Annotated in this window: 12 protein-coding genes; 6 read left to right on the top strand and 6 right to left on the bottom strand. The window is 61.1% G+C overall.

Annotated features, from left to right (window positions below; translation table 11 throughout):
- Nucleotides 1-103: 103 nt before the first annotated feature.
- The 4 genes from aceE (at nucleotide 104) to msrA (ending at nucleotide 8115) form a co-directional block, all read left to right on the top strand.
- Complete coding sequence (aceE, locus tag C4J88_RS02310) at nucleotides 104-2749, top strand: pyruvate dehydrogenase (acetyl-transferring), homodimeric type (protein ID WP_124365578.1); 2646 nt, start codon at nucleotides 104-106, stop codon at nucleotides 2747-2749.
- 11 nt (nucleotides 2750-2760) lie between these two features.
- Nucleotides 2761-4398, top strand: a complete 1638-nt coding sequence (gene aceF, locus C4J88_RS02305) for a dihydrolipoyllysine-residue acetyltransferase (RefSeq protein WP_124406118.1) — start codon at nucleotides 2761-2763, stop codon at nucleotides 4396-4398.
- Between the two features lie 303 nt (nucleotides 4399-4701).
- Nucleotides 4702-7395, top strand: a complete 2694-nt coding sequence (locus C4J88_RS02300) for a bifunctional diguanylate cyclase/phosphodiesterase (protein WP_124406117.1) — start codon at nucleotides 4702-4704, stop codon at nucleotides 7393-7395.
- A gap of 72 nt (nucleotides 7396-7467) precedes the next feature.
- Complete coding sequence (gene msrA, locus C4J88_RS02295; RefSeq protein ID WP_124406116.1) at nucleotides 7468-8115, top strand: peptide-methionine (S)-S-oxide reductase MsrA; 648 nt, start codon at nucleotides 7468-7470, stop codon at nucleotides 8113-8115.
- Nucleotides 8116-8418: 303 nt separating this feature from the next.
- Here the strand turns inward: msrA and C4J88_RS02290 are convergent, their stop codons facing one another.
- The 4 genes from C4J88_RS02290 to putP all read right to left on the bottom strand — a co-directional run bounded on the left by C4J88_RS02290 (nucleotide 8419) and on the right by putP (nucleotide 13764).
- Nucleotides 8419-9255 carry a 23S rRNA (adenine(2030)-N(6))-methyltransferase RlmJ gene (locus tag C4J88_RS02290; protein ID WP_124406115.1) on the bottom strand — a complete coding sequence of 279 codons (837 nt, stop codon included), beginning with the start codon at nucleotides 9253-9255 and terminating at the stop codon, nucleotides 8419-8421.
- Between the two features lie 78 nt (nucleotides 9256-9333).
- Entirely contained in the window at nucleotides 9334-10059 is a 726-nt protein-coding gene (locus tag C4J88_RS02285; protein WP_124406114.1) for a DUF4123 domain-containing protein, read from the bottom strand.
- A complete protein-coding gene (gene tssI, locus C4J88_RS02280; protein ID WP_124406113.1) occupies nucleotides 10059-12077 on the bottom strand; it encodes a type VI secretion system tip protein TssI/VgrG in 2019 nt (672 codons plus the stop codon). Before tssI ends, C4J88_RS02285 begins: the two co-directional genes overlap by 1 nt.
- Nucleotides 12078-12279: 202 nt before the next feature.
- A complete protein-coding gene (gene putP / locus C4J88_RS02275) occupies nucleotides 12280-13764 on the bottom strand; it encodes a sodium/proline symporter PutP (protein WP_124365571.1) in 1485 nt (494 codons plus the stop codon).
- Between the two features lie 460 nt (nucleotides 13765-14224).
- Between putP and putA the strand changes: the two genes are divergently transcribed.
- Entirely contained in the window at nucleotides 14225-18178 is a 3954-nt protein-coding gene (putA, locus tag C4J88_RS02265; RefSeq protein WP_124406111.1) for a trifunctional transcriptional regulator/proline dehydrogenase/L-glutamate gamma-semialdehyde dehydrogenase, read from the top strand.
- 274 nt (nucleotides 18179-18452) lie between these two features.
- The gene (locus C4J88_RS02260; RefSeq protein ID WP_124406110.1) at nucleotides 18453-20255 is read left to right on the top strand and encodes an acyl-CoA dehydrogenase; all 1803 of its coding nucleotides are present in this window, start codon (nucleotides 18453-18455) and stop codon (nucleotides 20253-20255) included.
- Here the strand turns inward: C4J88_RS02260 and C4J88_RS02255 are convergent.
- Both C4J88_RS02255 and C4J88_RS02250 read right to left on the bottom strand, forming a co-directional pair.
- Complete coding sequence (locus C4J88_RS02255; protein WP_057724383.1) at nucleotides 20252-20542, bottom strand: cell division protein ZapA; 291 nt, start codon at nucleotides 20540-20542, stop codon at nucleotides 20252-20254. The two genes, C4J88_RS02260 and C4J88_RS02255, sit on opposite strands and share 4 nt — an antisense overlap.
- Nucleotides 20539-20769 carry a hypothetical protein gene (locus C4J88_RS02250; RefSeq protein WP_124360957.1) on the bottom strand — a complete coding sequence of 77 codons (231 nt, stop codon included), beginning with the start codon at nucleotides 20767-20769 and terminating at the stop codon, nucleotides 20539-20541. Before C4J88_RS02250 ends, C4J88_RS02255 begins: the two co-directional genes overlap by 4 nt.
- Nucleotides 20770-20899: the final 130 nt, after the last annotated feature.

Genomic DNA, 20899 nt, shown 5'->3' with positions numbered 1-20899 from the left:
GAAGCAACCTTCGGCCATCCAAGAATTTATGTCGTCTGCCCACAAGGCCAGTCGCAAACTTCAGGCAACCGATTCTGGTAGCCTTTCCGCCCTGGAGCAAGCCATGCAAGACCTCGATCCCGTCGAAACCCAGGAATGGCTGGACGCCCTGGAATCGGTTCTCGACAAAGAAGGCGAAGACCGTGCTCACTACCTGATGACCCGTATGGGCGAACTCGCGACCCGCAGCGGCTCGCAATTGCCTTACGCCATCACCACGCCATACCGCAACACCATCCCCGTTACCCACGAAGCACGCATGCCTGGCGACCTGTTCATGGAACGCCGCATTCGCTCGCTGGTACGTTGGAACGCCATGGCGATGGTAATGCGCACGAACTTGAAGGATTCGGACCTGGGCGGTCACATCTCCAGCTTCGCCTCCAGCGCAACCCTGTATGACATCGGCTTCAACTACTTCTTCCAGGCCCCGACCGACGAACACGGCGGCGACCTGATCTACTTCCAGGGCCACACCTCGCCAGGCGTCTACGCCCGTGCGTTCATGGAAGGTCGCATCACCGAAGAGCAAATGAACAACTTCCGCCAGGAAGTCGACGGTCAGGGCCTGTCGTCCTACCCGCACCCTTGGCTGATGCCTGATTTCTGGCAGTTCCCGACGGTATCCATGGGCCTGGGCCCGATCCAGGCGATCTACCAGGCACGTTTCATGAAGTACCTGGAAGCCCGTGGCTTCATTCCCGAAGGCAAGCAGAAAGTCTGGTGCTTCCTGGGCGACGGCGAGTGCGACGAGCCGGAATCCCTGGGCGCCATCTCCCTGGCCGGCCGCGAGAAGCTGGACAACCTGATCTTCGTCATCAACTGCAACCTGCAGCGCCTCGACGGCCCGGTTCGCGGCAACGGCAAGATCATCCAGGAACTCGAAGGCGTGTTCCGCGGTGCACATTGGAACGTGACCAAAGTCATCTGGGGCCGTTTCTGGGACCCACTGCTGGCCAAGGACGTCGACGGTATCCTGCAACGTCGCATGGACGAAGTCATCGACGGCGAGTACCAGAACTACAAGGCCAAAGACGGCGCGTTCGTGCGTGAGCACTTCTTCAACACGCCTGAACTCAAGGCGATGGTTGCCGACCTGTCCGACGACGAGATCTGGAAACTCAACCGTGGCGGCCACGACCCGTACAAGGTCTACGCGGCGTACCACGAAGCGGTCAACCACAAAGAGCAACCGACCGTCATCCTGGCCAAGACCATCAAGGGTTATGGCACCGGTGCCGGCGAAGCGAAGAACACAGCGCACAACACCAAGAAAGTCGACGTTGACAGCCTGAAGCTGTTCCGCGACCGCTTCGACATCCCGGTCAAGGACGAAGAGCTGGAGAACCTGCCGTTCTTCAAGCCTGAGCCGAACAGCGCCGAAGCCCGCTACCTCAGCGAGCGTCGCACTGCACTGGGCGGTTTCGTGCCGCAACGCCGCGCCAAGAGCATGAGCATCCCGACGCCGCCACTCGATACCCTCAAGGCTATCCTGGACGGCTCGGGCGACCGCGAAATCTCCACTACCATGGCCTTCGTGCGGATCCTCGCGCAACTGGTCAAGGACAAGGAAATCGGCTCGCGTATCGTGCCGATTATCCCGGACGAGGCCCGTACCTTCGGTATGGAAGGCATGTTCCGTCAGTTGGGCATCTACTCCTCCGTCGGCCAGCTCTACGAGCCAGTCGATAAAGACCAGGTGATGTTCTACAAGGAAGACAAGAAGGGCCAGATCCTCGAAGAAGGCATCAACGAAGCGGGCGCCATGAGCTCCTTCATCGCTGCCGGTACTTCGTACTCCAGCCACAACCAGCCGATGCTGCCGTTCTACATCTTCTACTCGATGTTCGGCTTCCAGCGCATTGGCGACCTGGCTTGGGCCGCAGGCGACAGCCGTACCCGTGGCTTCCTGATCGGCGGTACCGCCGGCCGTACCACGCTCAACGGCGAAGGCTTGCAACACGAAGACGGTCACAGCCACATCCTGGCTGCCACCATCCCGAACTGCCGCACCTTTGATCCAACCTACGGCTATGAGCTGGCGGTGATCATCCAGGACGGCATGAAGAAGATGACCGAAGAGCAGCAGGACGTTTTCTACTACATCACCGTGATGAACGAGTCCTACCAGCAGCCAGCCATGCCGGCTGGCGTGGAAGAAGGCATCATCAAGGGCATGTACCTGCTCGAAGAAGACACCAAGGAAGCGGCGCACCACGTACAGCTGATGGGCTCCGGCACCATCCTGCGCGAAGTGCGTGAAGCGGCGAAGATCCTGCGTGACGAGTTCAACGTCGGCGCCGACGTGTGGAGCGTTACCAGCTTCAACGAACTGCGTCGCGACGGCCTGGCCGTGGAACGCAGCAACCGCCTGCACCCGGGCCAGAAGCCTGCACTGAGCTACGTCGAAGAGTGCCTGGCCGGCCGTAAGGGTCCAGTCATCGCCTCTACCGACTACATGAAACTGTTTGCTGAACAAATTCGCCAGTGGGTCCCGTCCAAGGAATTCAAAGTCCTGGGCACCGACGGTTTCGGCCGCAGTGACAGCCGCAAGAAGCTGCGTCACTTCTTCGAAGTCGACCGTCACTTCGTGGTGTTGGCAGCCCTGGAAGCCTTGGCTGACCGTGGTGAGATCGAACCCAAGGTGGTGGCTGACGCCATCGTCAAGTTCGGGATCAACCCGGAAAAACGCAACCCACTGGACTGCTGAGGAGATTTTTTGTGAGCGAACTCATTCGCGTACCTGACATCGGCAGCGGTGAAGGTGAAGTAATCGAGCTGTTTGTGAAGGTTGGCGACACCGTCGAAGCCGACCAGAGCATCCTGACCCTGGAGTCGGACAAGGCGAGCATGGAAATCCCTGCTCCCAAGGCCGGCGTGGTCAAAAGCCTGAAAGTGAAGCTGGGCGACCGCCTGAAAGAAGGCGACGAACTGCTGGAGCTGGAAATCGAAGGTGCCGCTGATGCGGCCCCTGCGGCGGCTCCTGCTGCCGCTGCACCTGCGCCGGCTGCTGAAAAGCCTGCTGCTGCCGAGGCTGCTCCAGCCCCGGCCGCCGCACCTGCCGCCGCCAGCGTCCAGGACATCCACGTTCCGGACATCGGCTCGTCGGGCAAGGCCAAGATCATTGAGCTGCTGGTCAAGGTCGGCGACACCGTCGAAGCCGACCAGTCGCTGATCACCCTGGAGTCCGATAAGGCCTCCATGGAAATCCCATCGCCGGCCGCTGGCGTGGTGGAAAGCATCGGGGTCAAGCTGGAAGACGAAGTCGGCACTGGCGATTTCATCCTCAAGCTGAAAGTACAAGGCGCAGCGCCTGCTGCTCCAGCACCTGCCGCCGCTCCGGCTGCGGCCAAGGCTGAAGCTGCTCCGGCTGCTCCTGCTCCGGCTGCAAAAGCCGAAGCTGCACCGGCTCCTGCTGCCGCCGCGCCTGCGCCAAGCGGTGCCAAGGTTCATGCCGGCCCTGCCGTGCGTCAGCTGGCCCGTGAGTTTGGTGTCGAGCTGGGCGCCGTCTCGGCCAGCGGCCCTCACGGCCGTGTGCTGAAGGAAGACGTGCAAGCTTACGTCAAAGCCATGATGCAGAAAGCCAAGGAAGCGCCAGCTGCCGGCGGCGCTACCGGTGGCTCGGGCATTCCGCCGATCCGCACCGTGGATTTCAGCCGTTTCGGCGAAATCGAAGAAGTGCCGATGACCCGCCTGATGCAAATCGGCGCGGCAGGTCTGCACGCGAGCTGGCTGAACATCCCGCACGTGACTCAGTTCGACCAGGCCGATATCACCGACCTGGAAGCCTTCCGCGTTGCGCAGAAAGCCGTGGCCGAGAAGGCCGGCGTGAAACTGACCGTGTTGCCTCTGCTGCTCAAGGCCTGTGCGCACCTGCTCAAGGAACTGCCGGACTTCAACAGCTCGCTGGCGCCAAGCGGCAAGGCGATCATTCGCAAGAAGTACGTGCACATCGGCTTTGCGGTAGACACGCCTGACGGCCTGCTGGTACCGGTCATCAAAAACGTCGACCAGAAGAGCCTGCTGCAACTGGCTGCCGAGGCTGCTGCGTTGGCCGCCAAGGCCCGCGACAAGAAGCTCACCCCGGACGACATGCAGGGCGCGTGCTTCACCATCTCCAGCCTCGGGCACATTGGCGGTACTGGCTTCACGCCAATCGTCAACGCGCCGGAAGTGGCGATCCTGGGTGTGTCCAAGGCAACTATCCAGCCAGTCTGGGACGGTAAAGCGTTCCAGCCCAAGCTGATGCTGCCACTGTCGCTGTCCTACGATCACCGCGTGATCAACGGCGCCGCGGCGGCGCGCTTCACCCAGCGCCTGAGCCAACTGCTGAACGACATCCGCACCATCCTGCTGTAAGCCGCAGCGGCCTCCCGTCGGCGGGAGGCCTTTGCCGCACCGATTTCCGAGCGCCACGCTCGTACCTCAACCCCGCCACTTGGCGGGGCTTTTTTTGCCCGTTTGTTGTATACATAGGACAGGCTTGTACACCTTCCGTCACTTCGACTGCAGAAACCCCCTGGGCGGCCGATAACAGGGTTATAGCACTTAGCCTTCATCCTCTCTTGTCAGTGCGTGCCGCATGATGCAACCTTGCCGCAGGCAACAGTAAAGAGGGCGTGAGCCCGGCGCCGTGCGCATTTTTCCAAGCGAGTTTCCCCCATGAAAAGCCAACCCGATGTCGCCCGAACGGCGGCCGAGGTAGTGACGCAATTACCGGTGCCTTCGCGCCTCGGTATGCTGCGTTTCGAGCGGCTTAATGAGGCAAGCTGGGCGCTGCTCTACCTCGACCCCAATTGCGAGCGCCAATTCGGCCTGTCGGCGGTCGAGCTCTGTGCCCTGATCGGCACGCCGTACGCCAGCCTGATGGAGCCCCAGGCACGCTATCAACTGCACGACGCGATCCAGCAGCAACTGAGCCTCAGCCCCCACTACCTGGTGCGCTACACCCTGCACACCAACGATGGCCCGCTGAGCCTGCTGGAAATGGGCGAGGCCTACAAACAACACAATCGCCACCTGCTGCGCGGCTACCTGATGGTGGTTGATGGCCTGTTCAGCGAAATTCCCGCCACGGTGCCGACCGCCGACCTGGAGAACCAGAACAGCCGCCTGCAAATCGCCCTGGAACTCAACCAGCGCGCGCAACAGGAACAGCTGCAGCACCTGGAGCGGGTACGCGCCCAGCAGGAGTTGATCCTGCTGCTGGCCCGCCAACGCTACACAACGCCCAATTCGCTGCAAGAAGCCGCCGAACTGATCACCCGCAGCGCCTGCGACATCTACCAGATCGATTGCGCCAGTATCTGGAACCTGGAAGGCCAGCGCCTGGTGCCGATTTCGGCCTATCACCGCGCCGATCAGCAATACCATGTGCCTGAAGCGATTGACGCCAGTTGCTTCCCCGATTACCTCGAAGCCCTGCACAGCAGCCGCGCGATCGATGCCACCAATGCCCTGCGCGACCCGCGCACCCGGGAAATGGCCGAAAGCCTGTTCGCCAAGGATATCCACGCCATGCTCGACGCGAGCATCCGGGTGGATGGCCAGGTCGTCGGCGTGCTGTGCCTGGAGCAAAGCGGCAGTTCGCGTGCCTGGCAGTCCGATGAAATCGCCTTTGCCGGCGAGCTGGCGGACCAGTTCGCCCAGGTCATCAACAACCACAACCGCCGCACCGCCACCAGCGCCCTGCACCTGTTCCAGCGTGCCGTGGAACAAAGTGCCAACGCCTTTCTGCTGGTCAATTGCGATGGCGTGGTGGAGTACGTCAACCCAAGTTTTACCGCGATCACCCAATACAGCGCCGAAGAGGTGCACGGCCACCGCCTGGCGCAGTTGCCGGCCCTCGAGAACCTCAGCGAGTTGCTGTTCGATGCGCCGTCGAGCCTGGCCAAGAGCAACAGCTGGCAAGGTGAATTCAAAAGCCGACGCAAAAACCTCGAACCCTACTGGGGCCAGCTGTCGATCTCCAAGGTGTATGGCGACAACCGCGAGTTGACCCACTACATCGGCATCTACGAAGACATCACCCAGACCAAGCTGGCGCAACAGCGCATCGAACGCCTGGCCTATACCGACAACCTGACCAACCTGGGCAACCGCCCGGCCTTCATCCGCAACCTCGACGAGCGCTTTGCCCGCGACAGCGACAGCCCGATCAGCCTGCTGCTGGTGGACATCGACAACTTCAAGCGCATCAACGACAGCCTCGGGCACCAGACCGGGGACAAGCTGCTGATCAGCCTGGCCCGTCGTCTACGCAACAGCCTGAGCAGCGGCGGCAGCCTGGCGCGCTTTGCCAGTAACGAGTTTGCGGTGCTGCTCGATGATGCCGACCTGGAGACCGGCCAGCAGGTCGCCAGCCAGTTGCTGGCCACCCTCGACAAGCCGATGTTCGTCGACAACCAATTGATCAGCGTGACCGGCTCCGTAGGCCTGGCCTGCGCACCGCTGCACGGCCGCGACCCGCAGACCCTGATGCGCAACGCCGGTTTGGCCCTGCACAAGGCCAAGGCCAACGGCAAACACCAGGTGCAGGTGTTTACCGAAGCCCTGAATGCCGAAGCGAGCTACAAACTGTTCGTGGAAAACAACCTGCGCCGCGCCCTGACCCAGAACGAGCTGGACGTGTTCTACCAGCCCAAGCTGTGCCTGCGCAGTGGCCGCCTGTTGGGTATGGAAGCGCTGTTGCGCTGGAACCATCCGGAAAAGGGCATGATCCGCCCCGATCAGTTCATCAGCGTGGCCGAAGAGACCGGCTTGATCATCCCCATCGGCAAATGGATCGCGCGCCAGGCGTGCCGCATGAGTCGGCAGTTGACGGCAGCGGGGCTGGGGAATCTGCAGGTGGCAATCAACCTGTCGCCCAAGCAGTTTTCCGACCCGGACCTGGTGGCCTCGATCGCCTCGATTCTCAAGGAAGAACAGTTGCCGGCCAATCTGCTGGAGTTGGAGCTGACCGAAGGCCTGCTGCTGGAAGCCACCGAAGACACGCGCCTGCAACTGGACCAACTGAAGAGCTTTGGCCTGACCCTGGCCATGGACGACTTCGGCACCGGTTATTCGTCGCTGAGCTACTTGAAAAAATTCCCCATCGACATCATTAAGATCGACCGGAGCTTTATCCACGAAATCCCGGATAACCAGGACGACATGGAAATCACCTCGGCGGTCATCGCCATGGCCCACAACCTCAAGCTCAAGGTGGTAGCCGAAGGCATCGAGACCGCCGCGCAATTGGCGTTCCTGCGCCGGCATCGGTGCGACGTGGGCCAGGGCTACCTGTTCGACCGGCCAATCCCCGGCGCAGAGCTGCTGGAGAAGCTTAAACGCTACCCACGCGGGCCAATCGCCTGACAGCGCTGTAACACTCGGGCACACTGGCTGTCTGACAATTTACTGCTAATCAACCTGACGAGAGGACTGATCATGGTCTTGCGCTCGGAAATTCTGGTGAACAAAAACGTGCTGCCTACTCAAGAACAAGCTCTGCCTGGCCGTGAAACCCCGATGAACCTGCCGCAGACGCATTTCGTCAACGGCAACCCGCTGCTGGGCCCGTTTACCGACGACGTCGGTTTTGCGATCTTCGGCCTCGGCTGCTTCTGGGGCGCGGAACGCAAATTCTGGCAGCGCGATGGCGTGGTCAGCACCGTGGTCGGCTACGCCGGCGGCTTCACGCCGAACCCGACCTACGAAGAAGTCTGCTCAGGCCTGACCGGCCACAGCGAAGTGGTGCTGGTGGTGTATGACCAGGCCAAAGTGAAATACGAAGACTTGCTGAAGATGTTCTGGGAACTGCACAACCCGACCCAGGGCATGCGCCAGGGCAACGATATCGGCAGCCAATACCGCTCGGTGATCTATGCCACCACACCGGAGCAACTGGCGGCGGCCAAAGCCAGTGCCCAGGCGTATCAGCAAGAGCTGACCAAGGCTGGCCTGGGCGAGATCACCACCGAAATCGACGAAGCGCCGACGGTTTACTTCGCCGAGGCGTATCACCAGCAGTACCTGGCGAAGAATCCCCAGGGTTATTGCGGCATCGGCGGCACCGGCGTGACCTGCCCGATATAAAGGGGCAACACAGCTCAAAATGTGGGAGGGGGCTTGCCCTAAAGCCAGTCAGTTAAGGCTTTTTGTAGGAGCGAGCTTGCTCGCGAAAAACGTCAACGATAACGCGTGCTTCCTGAATAAACGCGGTGCCTGTGAGTTTTTCGCGAGCAAGCTCGCTCCTACAGACGGTGGTGTACGCTTAACTGACTGGCATTAGGGCTTGCTCCCGATAGCGGTGTATCAGTGACAGATGTACTGACTGACACCCCGCTATCGGGAGCAAGCCCCCTCCCACACTGGTTTTGTGTTTGGCTCGAGATAAAGCTATTCAGCGATGAGCCAATCCATCTGCCAGCCGCCCTGGGTCTGGCCCAGTTGCCTGGACAGCCACGGCAGCAATTCACGCAGCTCCTCTTCCAGGCCCCACGGCGGGTTGGCAATTGCCAGGCCTGAGCCGGTCAGGGTGTTGGGCGTGTCCAGCGGATGCACCAGCAGCTCTACGCGCAACAGTTTCGGCGCACCGGTGCCGGCCAGGTCCTGGTAGAAGCGGCGCAACATGCGCGGGTCTTTCACCGGATACCAGATCGCCGCGACCGTCTGGCGCATGCGGCTGACGGCTTCCTTGAGGGACGCCGCGCAACGCTGCATTTCATCGAGCTTTTCAAACGGTGGATCGATCAGCATCAGCGCGCGTTTTTCCGGCACCGGCAACAGGGCGCGCGGCACGTGCCAGCCTTCGCCAAGGTGCACCTTGACCCGACGATCACCCTTCATGTTGTCCTTGAGCAACACGCCGTCTTCCGGGTGCTTTTCGTTGAGCAGTACGCGGTCCTGGGGGCGCGTCAGGCGCCGCGCCAGCTCCGGCGAACCTGGGTAGTAGCGCAACTGACCATCCGGGTTCATCTCGTGGAGCACGCGCATGTAATCGGCGGTGAGCGGCGGCAGGTCGCTTGCGCCCCACAGGCGGGCGATGCCTTCCAGGTATTCACCGGTGCGGTTGGCCTGGTCACCCTGCAGGTCGTACAGGCCGATGCCGGCGTGGGTATCGAGGTAGGCGAACGGCTGCTCCTTGCGCGACATCAAGGCGATGAGGCGGGTCAAGGTCAGGTGTTTGAAGACATCGGCGTGGTTGCCGGCGTGAAAGGCGTGACGATAATTCATGGTTGCTCCTGCGCAGGGGGCGAAGTTTACCTTCTACCGGCGCAAAGGTGCAGGGCCGCATGGCGGCTAGTGTTTTTGTCAACTCAACTGCGCAGCGAGGTAATCGGCCAGCGCTGCATGGTTGACCCCCGGCGTGCGCGCGAGCCAGGTGAGTTTGTGCCGCAACGTGCTCGGCGTGAAGGCGGCATACAGATCGGGACGCTGCTCTTGCAACCATTGCAACAGATTGTCGACGAGTACCTGCGGCGACTGCTCAGCCAGGTGCCTGAGCAACGGCTCAGGCACTCGCCACCAGGGCCAGGTTTTCGCGGGTGTCACCGGGCCAGTCGCCACTGTCAGCGGCTGGCCATTGATCAGATAACGTCCAAACACCGGCAAGACCGTCCCTGCCTCGTCACCCAATTGCTGCCACATCGGCTGAAACTGAGCGCCATCCCAGAAGCGTAGGAACACCGCCTGGTCATTGGGCATAAACACCTTGGTCAAGCTTTGCAGATGGGCAACTACGGTTTCCAACGGGCTGGAGGACACCGCCAGCCAACCCCAATCCACGGCTTGCACAGTGGCGACCCAATCGAGAAATGCGCTGCCCGACTCGACGATGCCCACGTAAGGCATCACCTCATCCCAAGCGTCGTAGGCCGTGCCGGCCCAGATCGCGTGCGGCGCCGGCCCTGCCGTCATGGCTTGCCAGGCGGCAAGTGGCTTGGCGTCGCTGGTAGTGCCTAGCACGACAAAGATTCGCTCACCGGCAAGCAGCGGGAACTGCGCCAGCCAGGTGCTGGGGTCCATGGGCGTCTGCATCAAGAAACACTCCGTGCATGCTCGGGGATACTGCACTGCCCGTCACGGCAGCGTTCGCACTCTTCACAAAAAGGCGCGCTGCGTTTCAGGCTGGCGATTTGCACAGGGCTCAGGGCGAGCGGGACCGCCGCCAGTGCTGCCTCCTCCAAGCCCGGCCTCAACGGCGCCGCCGCAGGGGCTGGCGCCCCGCCAAGCTGGATCGGCACGCTGCTGAAAATACCGCCCGCCGACAGCGTGATCGACTGCCCTCCCGCCTGAATCGTAACGCTGGCTCCCGCGTCGATAACAATGCTTTGCCCGGCCGCCAACTGAAGGGTGCGACCGGCACGCATGTGCTGAGAACCGCCGACTACCAGGTGGTCATCCTGCTTGAGTTCCGTCAGGCGGTTGCCATGGGTGATGCGCTGCTCTTCGCCCTGCAACTCATGGTGCGATTCGCCGCCCACCCTCACCCGGCGCTGGTTATCGACCTGCACCTGTTGGTCATGCAATACATGCTGGGTCCAGTCGCGCTGAGCGCGCAGGTAGATTTCCTCGGCGCCCTTGCGGTCCTCGATGCGCAGTTCGTTGTAGCCTCCGCCACCAGGGCTGCTCTGGCTGCGAAAAATACTGCGGGTTTTGTCCGCCGGCAGGTCGAGGGGCAAACGATTCGCCGCGTTGGGCAGGCAACCCATGACCAGCGGCATGTCCATGTCGCCATCGACGAAACCCACCAGTACCTCCATGCCGACTCGCGGGATCAGCACCGCCCCATAACGGTCATGGGCCCAGCCGCTCGCCACGCGCAGCCAACAGCTGGAATGATCGTTGTGCTCACCGTCGCGGTCCCAGGCCATCTGCACTTTGACACGACCGTACTCGTCGCAATGGATTTCACTGTCGACAGGCCCGGTGACCACCGCGTTCTGGTAGCTGGATAGGTGCGGCCGGGGCGTGATCAGAGGCGTTCGAAACGGCACATCCCAGGGCGTCACTACAAAATCGTTGCTATAACCCGCAGGCAAGTCATCCCTATAGGTGTCAGGCGCAGACTCTTCCAACACTTGCGATTGTTGCCCCGTGTGGTGCAATTGGGTAACCAGCCACAGGTCATTCCACTCCTGACGCGGGTGGCCAGCCATCTTCAGAAACCGCCCAGTGCCCAAGGCCGGCTGATCGCTGATGCCGCTGGCTTGGCGAAAGTCGCTGCGATGACGCTCCAACACACGCTGTGCCAGGTACTTGCCATGCGCACGATCGGTAAAGTTTCCAGGGTAACGTTGCTCGTCCAGGGGCAGGTGCTGCCCGCTGGAGGCCGTGCTTTCCAACACCAGGCTGGGCTTTTTGAAGTCGTAGGCCCGCAGGTTCACGCCGGCGGTACGGGTTTTCAGCCGCAGGATGAAGCGCTTTATCGCAGGGGCCTCGGCCACCATCCCGGAACCGGCCAGGTAGGGGGTGACCTGGTCCGGCTGGCCAAACACACTCTGGTCATCGCCAAACACCAACAGGTGACGCTCGGGACTGTGCTGAAAGTGATAGTGAATGCCCGACTCAACGCACAAGCGCTGAATGAACTGCAGATCGGTTTCGTCGAACTGAACACAGTACTCACGCTCGGGATATTTTCCGCTCAGGCGGAACACGAAGGTATCACCCTGAATGTCCTGGGCCTCCAACACCCGAGTAATGATCTGCGGCACGGTTTTCTGCTGAAAGATCCTCTGGTGAGTGCTGTGCTCCAGATAGGCCAACTGCGGCACCAGGGTGATCTGGTAACGGGTAAGCCGCTTGCCCGAATCGCCTTGCGCGACCCGGTAAACTCGGCCATGGATACCGTGGCCCTGAGCGTCAAACCCGAGGAACGCCTGACGGTGCAGCAGGCCATCGAGGTCCAGATCGGGTCGCTCGCTCACCAACTCAAGGTCAAAGCGAAAGGGCAGGCTGATAAATTCGTCGCCCATGAACCCATGAACCTTGAGATCATAAGGCTCCCCGTCCAGGGTCAGGTTAAAGGCACTTTGATTGGCAGGAGCGAACATCCGGTGTTTCTCTGCGAAGGGTGGGTGAGCGATTCTGCCTCAGCCGTTTGCCGAGTCGAGCGCTGTGCCGGCAAATAAGTAACGTCCTACATCGACAGTGCCGAAATCCTGCGCAGGGCTTTTTTTCTTCATAAAAAAAGGCCCAGCATCCATAGGACGTGGGCCTTCTTTTCGAATACCAGGCGATCAACGCCCGGCTGTATTACTTGTTGAGGTTGTAGTCTTTTTCCGCGGCATCAAAGCGCTCGACCATACCGGCAGTCGGGGCACCCATCTTGCTCACGAAGTAGATCGCCAGACTGGCGAAGATGAAGCCTGGGATGATTTCGTACAGGCCCAGCACTTCGAAGTGTTTCCACACGATCACGGTGATCGCGCCGACCAGGATGCCGGCCAGTGCGCCGTTGCGGGTCATGTTTTTCCAGATCACCGAGATCAGCACCACAGGCCCGAAGGCTGCGCCGAAACCGGCCCAGGCGTAGCTGACCAGGCCCAGTACGCGGTTTTCCGGGTTGGCGGCCATGGCGATGGCGATCAAGGCCACCACCAGCACCATGATCCGACCGACCCATACCAGTTCAAGCTGGGACGCGCCCTTGCGCAGGAATGCCTTGTAGAAATCTTCGGTCAGGGCGCTGGAGCACACCAGCAATTGGCAGCTCAGGGTACTCATGACAGCCGCCAGGATGGCCGACAGCAATACACCGGCAATCCATGGGTTGAACAGGATCTTAGCCAGTTCGATAAACACGCGCTCAGGGTTTTCGGTCACGGGACCGGCCACCTCAGGATGCGCCGAGAAGTAAGCGATGCCGAAGAAGCCCACCGCCACGGTGCCGCCCAGGCACAGGATCATCCAGGTCATGGAGATGCGACGCGCGTTGGCGATCGACTTCACCGAATCCGCCGCCATGAACCGCGCGAGGATATGCGGCTGGCCGAAATAACCCAGCCCCCAGCCCATCAGCGAGATAACGCCGATGAAGGTGGTGTTTTTCAGCATGTCGAAGCTGGTCGGGTCCTTGGCTTCGATGGCCAGGAAGGTGGTGTCCACGCCGCCGGTCGCCAGCAGTACGATGATCGGCGTCAGGATCAACGCGAAGATCATCAGTGTGGCTTGCACGGTATCGGTCCAGCTGACCGCCAGGAAACCGCCAACAAAGGTGTAGGCAATGGTCGCTGCGGCACCGGCCCACAGGGCAGTCTCGTAGGACATGCCGAAGGTGCTTTCGAACAGGCGGGCACCGGCCACGATGCCGGAGGCGCAGTAAATGGTGAAGAACACCAGGATCACCACAGCGGAGATGATCCGCAGCAGCCCGCTTTTATCTTCGAAGCGGCTGGAGAAGTAATCCGGCAGGGTCAGGGCGTCGCCGTTGTGTTCGGTCTGCACGCGCAGGCGGCCGGCCACGAACAGCCAGTTGAGGTAGGCACCGACGATCAGGCCGATAGCAATCCAGCTTTCTGACAAGCCCGACATGTAGATCGCGCCCGGCAGGCCCATCAACAACCAGCCGCTCATATCGGAAGCGCCGGCGGACAAAGCGGTCACCACGCTACCGAGGCTGCGACCGCCCAGGATGTAATCGGAAAGGTTATTGGTGGAGCGATAGGCCATCAAGCCGATCAGTACCATTGCTGCGATGTAGATCACGAACGTGATCAGGGTGGGATTACTAACGCTCATAGAAGTGACGCCCTGGCTTTGTTTTTATGTAGCGACGGTCTGTCAGCCCGCTACCGGTGGTTAACCGGTAAACGATGCTGCCTGCCGCGCATTTATGACTGGCGTTTCCCCAGGAAAGCCGCCAGCCGATGAACCGACCTGTGGAAGTGGTTGCACCTTGGTGCGCGAATGCTATTCAACAAAGCAAATAAGGTGCAACCAGTTTCTCGCGAATAAGTTGCACCTACGCGGATTTCAGGACAAACACCGGTTTTTTGCTCCTTTTCGGAGCAAGAACAATCCATCTCAGAAGCAAATGCACCAACAAGAAGTCAATTCGAGAGAAGGCCGGAATTTTTCCGATCAACCGTCGGAAATTTCCTGAATAAAAAGGGTTGCACCGGTTGCACCTCTTCATGGGCGAGGCTAATCTTGCCGCCAGCAGATGCCACTCGGTAGTGGCACCCATGAGGATAAGAAAATGGCTACGACCACCCTTGGGGTCAAACTCGACGACCCGACCCGCGAGCGCCTGAAGGCTGCCGCGTCCTCCATTGATCGCACGCCGCACTGGCTGATCAAACAGGCAATTTTCAATTACCTGGAGAAACTCGAGGGTGGTGCAACCCTTTCCGAGCTCAACGGCTCGGGCAGCAAGGATGCCGACGACGCTGGCGAAGTCCAGCATGACCACGCCCACCAGTGCTTCCTTGAGTTCGCCGAGAGCATCCTGCCGCAATCGGTACTGCGCGCCTCGATCACCGCCGCTTACCGTCGCCCCGAGCCGGAAGTGGTGCCGATGCTGATCGAGCAGGCGCGCCTGCCGGTAGAGATGGCCGAAGCCACCAACAAGCTGGCCGCCACGATTGCGGAAAAATTGCGCAACCAGAAAAGCGCTGGCGGCCGTGCCGGTATCGTTCAGGGCCTGCTGCAGGAATTTTCCCTGTCGTCCCAGGAAGGCGTGGCGCTGATGTGCCTGGCCGAAGCGCTGCTGCGCATCCCCGACAAAGGCACGCGCGATGCGCTGATTCGCGACAAGATCAGCACCGGCAACTGGCACCCCCACCTGGGCAACAGCCCGTCGCTGTTCGTCAATGCTGCTACCTGGGGCCTGCTGTTGACCGGCAAACTGGTCGCGACCCATAACGAAGCAGGCTTGACCTCGTCCCTGAGCCGCATCATCGGCAAAAGCGGCGAGCCGATGATCCGCAAGGGCGTCGACATGGCCATGCGCCTGATGGGTGAACAGTTCGTCACCGGCGAGACCATCGCCGAAGCCCTGGCCAACGCGAGCAAGTTCGAAGCCAAGGGCTTCCGCTATTCCTACGACATGCTCGGGGAAGCCGCCCTCACCGAACACGACGCCCAGAAGTACCTGGCTTCGTACGAACAAGCCATTCACTCCATCGGCAAAGCGTCCCACGGCCGTGGGATCTATGAAGGCCCAGGCATCTCCATCAAGCTCTCCGCCCTGCACCCGCGTTACAGCCGCGCGCAGTACGAGCGGGTGATGGACGAACTGTACCCGCGCCTGTTGTCGCTGACCCTGTTGGCCAAGCAATACGACATCGGCCTGAACATCGATGCCGAAGAAGCCGACCGCCTCGAGTTGTCCCTGGACCTGCTTGAGCGCCTGTGCTTCGAGCCGCAACTGACTGGCTGGAACGGTATCGGTTTCGTGATCCAGGCCTACCAGAAGCGTTGCCCTTACGTGATCGACTACGTGATCGACCTGGCACGCCGCAGCCGCCACCGCCTGATGATCCGTCTGGTCAAAGGCGCGTACTGGGACAGCGAAATCAAGCGCGCCCAGGTTGAAGGCCTGGAAGGCTACCCCGTGTACACCCGCAAGGTGTACACCGACGTTTCCTACATTGCCTGCGCACGCAAACTGCTGTCGGTGCCGGAAGCCATCTACCCGCAGTTCGCCACGCACAACGCCCATACGCTGTCGGCCATCTATCACATTGCCGGTCAGAACTATTACCCCGGCCAGTACGAGTTCCAATGCCTGCACGGCATGGGTGAACCGCTGTACGAACAAGTGGTGGGCAAAGTTTCCGAAGGCAAGCTGAACCGTCCGTGCCGCGTGTACGCACCGGTCGGCACTCACGAAACACTGCTGGCGTACCTGGTGCGCCGCTTGCTGGAAAACGGTGCGAACACCTCGTTCGTCAACCGCATCGCCGACCACTCCATCTCGATTCAGGAGCTGGTAGCCGATCCAGTGGCGAACATCGAGCAGATGGCGACAGCGGAAGGCGGCTTCGGCCTGCCGCACCCGCGTATCCCGCTGCCGCGTGACCTGTATGGCAGCGACCGCGCCAACTCGGCCGGTATCGACCTGGCCAACGAGCATCGCCTGGCATCGTTGTCCTGCGCCCTGCTGGCCACTGCTCACAACAACTGGACAGCCGCGCCGATGCTCGGTTGCGCCGCCAGCGAACAACCGGCTGCAGCGGTGCTGAACCCGTCCGACGTGCGCGATGTGGTCGGTCACGTTCAGGAGGCCACCGTCGAAGACGTCGACAATGCCATCCAGTGCGCCATCAGCGCCGCCCCGATCTGGCAGGCCACCCCGCCCGCCGAACGCGCCGCAATTCTGGAGCGCGCCGCCGACCTGATGGAAGGCGAGATCCAGCCATTGATGGGCCTGCTGGCCCGTGAAGCCGGCAAGACCTTCGCCAATGCCATCGCTGAAGTGCGCGAAGCCGTGGACTTCCTGCGCTACTACGCGGTGCAGGCGCGTAATGATTTCACCAACGACGCCCACCGCCCGTTGGGTCCGGTGGTGTGCATCAGCCCCTGGAACTTCCCGCTGGCGATCTTCAGCGGCCAGGTCGCGGCGGCATTGGCTGCCGGTAACCCGGTGCTGGCCAAACCGGCCGAACAAACCCCGCTGGTCGCAGCCCAGGCCGTGCGCATCCTGCTCGAAGCCGGTATTCCGCAAGGCGTGCTGCAATTGCTGCCGGGCCAGGGCGAAAGTGTCGGTGCCCGCCTGGTCGGTGATGATCGTGTCAAAGGCGTGATGTTCACTGGCTCCACCGAGGTTGCGCGCTTGCTGCAACGCAATGTCGCCGGTCGCCTGGATGCCCAGGGCCGTCCGATTCCGCTGATCGCCGAAACCGGTGGCCAGAACGCCATGATCGTGGATTCCTCGGCGCTCACCGAACAAGTGGTGATTGACGTGGTGTCGTCGGCCTTCGACAGCGCCGGCCAACGTTGCTCGGCCCTGCGCGTGTTGTGCCTGCAGGAAGATTCGGCAGACCGTGTCATCGAAATGCTCAAGGGCGCCATGGCGGAATGCCGCCTGGGTAACCCGGAACGCCTGTCGGTGGATATCGGCCCGGTGATCGACGCCGAAGCCAAGGCTGGTATCGAGAAACACATCCAGGCCATGCGCGACAAAGGCCGCAACGTTTATCAGGTGGCGATCGCCGATGGCGAAGAGATCAAGCGTGGCACCTTCGTGATGCCTACCCTGATCGAGCTGGAAAGCTTCGACGAGCTGCAACGCGAAATCTTCGGCCCGGTGCTGCACGTGGTGCGCTACAAGCGCAAAGAGATCGACCAGCTCATCGGCCAGATCAATGCCTCCGGCTACGGCCTGACCCTGGGCGTGCACACCCGCATCGACGAGACCATCGCCAAGGTGATCGACAACGTCAATGCCGGTAACGTCTACGTCAACCGAAACATCGTGGGTGCCGTGGTGGGCGTGCAGCCGTTCGGCGGCGAAGGCCTGTCGGGTACCGGCCCGAAAGCCGGTGGCCCGCTGTACCTGTACCGCCTGCTGTCGACTCGTCCTACCGATGCGATCGAGCAATCCTTCGTACGTGGCGACGCATTGACCGCACCGGACCTGCGCCTGCGCGACGCCATGAGCCAACCGCTGACCGCGTTGAAAACCTGGGCCGACAGCCACAACTTCAGCGAACTGAGCGCCCTGTGCAGCCAATTCGCCGCCCAGTCGCAAAGCGGTATCACCCGCCAACTGGCCGGCCCGACCGGCGAGCGCAACAGCTATGCGATCCTGCCGCGTGAACACGTGCTGTGCCTGGCGGAAGTGGAAGGTGACCTGCTGACCCAACTCGCTGCGGTATTGGCGGTAGGCGGTTCGGCGGTATGGCCGGAAACCGAACTGACCAAGGCCGTGTTCCCACGCCTGCCGAAAGATATTCAGGCGAAGATCAAGCGCGTGGCCGACTGGACCAAGGACGACGTGGTGTTCGACGCTGTCCTGCATCACGGTGATTCCGACCAACTGCGTGCGGTGTGCCAGCAAGTGGCGCAGCGCGGTGGGGCGATTGTTGGGGTGCATGGTTTGTCCCAGGGTGAGACATCCATTGCCCTGGAGCGGTTGGTGATCGAGCGGGCGTTGAGCGTTAACACGGCTGCTGCCGGCGGCAATGCCAGCCTGATGACCATCGGTTAAACGCGGGCTGATCGTTCCCACGCTCCGCGTGGGAACGCAGCTCAAGGACGCTCTGCGTCCAGAAGCGTGACGCGGAGCGTCAAGAGAGGCGTTTCCACGCAGAGCGTGGGAACGATCTTAAACACACTGCTATCGGGGGCAAGCCCCCTCCCACATTTGGCCTCAGTTCAATTCCCTGCCTGCGTTTTGCTCCTCCATCACCCAGATCAATCTTGCTATCCAGCCTCTATTCGCGCACTTAGACTCACGGCAATTCCTTAAAAGGTAAGCCGCCATGTCCGAGACGCTGCTCAGTTCCCGCAATCTGGCTTTCGAGCTGTATGAAGTCCTCGATGCCGAAGGCCTGACCCAGCGCGAGCGGTTTGCCGAGCACAACCGCGAAACCTTCGACGCCGCCATCAGCACAGCGCGCAACATTGCCGAAAAGTACTTCGCGCCTCACAACCGCAAGAACGATGAAAACGAACCGCGCTACGAAGACGGTAAGGCGATTCTGATTCCGGAAGTGAAACCGGCGGTGGATGCCTTCTTGGAAGCCGGTTTCCTCAATGCCGCCCGCAGCTTCGAAGCCGGCGGCATGCAGTTGCCGACCCTGCTGTCCCAGGCCTGCTTCGCTCACTTCCAATCCGCCAACGCGGCATCAACGTCCTACCCGTTCCTGACCATGGGCGCCGCCAACCTGATCGAAAGCTTCGGCACCGAGGAGCAGAAACAGCGCTTCCTGCAACCGATGATCGAAGGCCGCTTCTTCGGCACCATGGCCTTGACCGAGCCACATGCTGGCTCATCCCTGTCGGATATTCGTACCCGTGCGGAGCCTGCGGCTGACGGCAGCTATCGCCTGAAGGGCAACAAGATCTTCATCTCTGGTGGCGACCATCCGCTGTCGGAAAACATCGTGCATATGGTGCTGGCCAAGCTGCCCGATGCACCGGCCGGGGTGAAGGGCATTTCGCTGTTTATCGTGCCCAAATTCCTGGTCAACGCTGACGGCAGCCTGGGCGAGCGCAACGATGTACTGCTGGCCGGGCTGTTTCACAAGATGGGCTGGCGCGGCACGACGTCCACAGCACTCAATTTTGGCGATAACGGCAACTGTGTCGGCTATCTGGTGGGCAAACCGCACCAGGGCCTGAGTTGCATGTTCCAGATGATGAACGAAGCACGGATCGGCGTCGGCATGGGCGCGGTGATGCTCGGTTACGCGGGCTATCTCTACTCGTTGGAGTATGCCCGCGAACGTCCGCAAGGCCGCCTGCCGGACAGCAAGGACCCGAGCACCGCGCCGGTGTCGATCATCCAGCACGCCGATATCAAACGTATGCTGCTCACGCAAAAAGCCTACGTGGAAGGCGCCTTCGACCTGGGCCTGTACGCCGCACGCCTGTTCGACGACACCACCACCCTGCCAAGCGAAACCGAACGCAAACAAGCCCACGAGTTGCTGGACCTGCTGACCCCCATCGTCAAATCCTGGCCGTCGGAGTTCTGCCTCAAGGCCAACGAACTGGCGATCCAGATTCTCGGCGGCCATGGCTATACCCGCGAGTACCCGGTCGAGCAGTACTACCGCGATAACCGCCTGAATCCGATCCACGAAGGCACCCATGGCATCCAGTCCCTGGACCTGCTTGGGCGTAAGTTGGCGCAGAACGGAGGGGCCGGGCTCAAGCAATTGATTCGACTGATCGCCGAGACAGGTGCTCGGGCGCAGCCATACCCAACGCTCACCGCGCTGAGGGAACCGCTGGAGCAATTGGTCAATCGCCTGCAAAAGGTCACCCTGGGCCTGCTCAGCGATCTCGCTCAGGGCAAGGTCAACAGCAGCCTGGCGAACTCGGCGCTGTACCTGAAAGTGTTCGGGCACACGGTGATTGGCTGGCGCTGGCTGGAACAGGCGATTCGCGCCGAAGAAGGTCTGGCCAAGGGCAATGCGGCCGATGTGGCCTTCTATAAAGGCAAGCTCCAGGCCGCCCGGTACTTCCTGACCTGGGAAGTACCAAGCTGCCATCATGAACTGGCGATTCTGGAGGCACGCGACGATACGTGCCTGGGCATGCAGGATGCGTGGTTCTAAGGCTGGATCGCCTTGGAAATCACCTCGACCGTGGCGCTGACTTGCTCTTGGTAACGGTCGAGTTCCTGTTGGTGAGCCTGCTGCATTTCGATCTGCTCGGCGCACAGGTTCAGCGCGGCCAATACCAGTAATTTGTCACCAATGAGGGTCGGGTACTTTTTCTTGGTCGTGGCCAGGGAAGCCTTGAGCATGGTCACGGCGTGCATCAGGGTTTGGTCTTCCCCGGCCGGCGCCTTGATCGAGTAATCCTCACCGAGAATCGAAACGACCTTTATCCCTTCATTCATGCGCTGACAGGCCCTGCGCTCACACGCTCAACCAGTGCCTGGATGCGGGCAGCGGTGGCGCCATGCTTTTCTTCCTGTTCCATCAGGTTCAGTTGCAGGCTGTCGTTTTCGTCCTTGGCCTGGGCCAGCTGCGCCTTGAGGGATTCGTTGCTGCTCAGCAGGTCCTGGTTCTGCTGTACCAGGTCGTTGACCAGTTGTTCCAGTTGGCTGAGGGATGCTTCTAACATTTTGATTTCTCGGGCTTTTTAAAAGGGCGGTGACGATAAAGAAAATTCACCTCGGATGCCAGGGTTATCCCCGGCGCGCAGCCCGATGTTCAAGGGCCGGGCCGCGCTTTCGAGCCTTAGTGACTGTAAT

This window comes from Pseudomonas sp. R4-39-08 (assembly GCF_003852275.1).
Classification (GTDB): Bacteria; Pseudomonadota; Gammaproteobacteria; order Pseudomonadales; family Pseudomonadaceae; genus Aquipseudomonas.
This window is presented reverse-complemented; position numbering and strand designations above follow the sequence as displayed.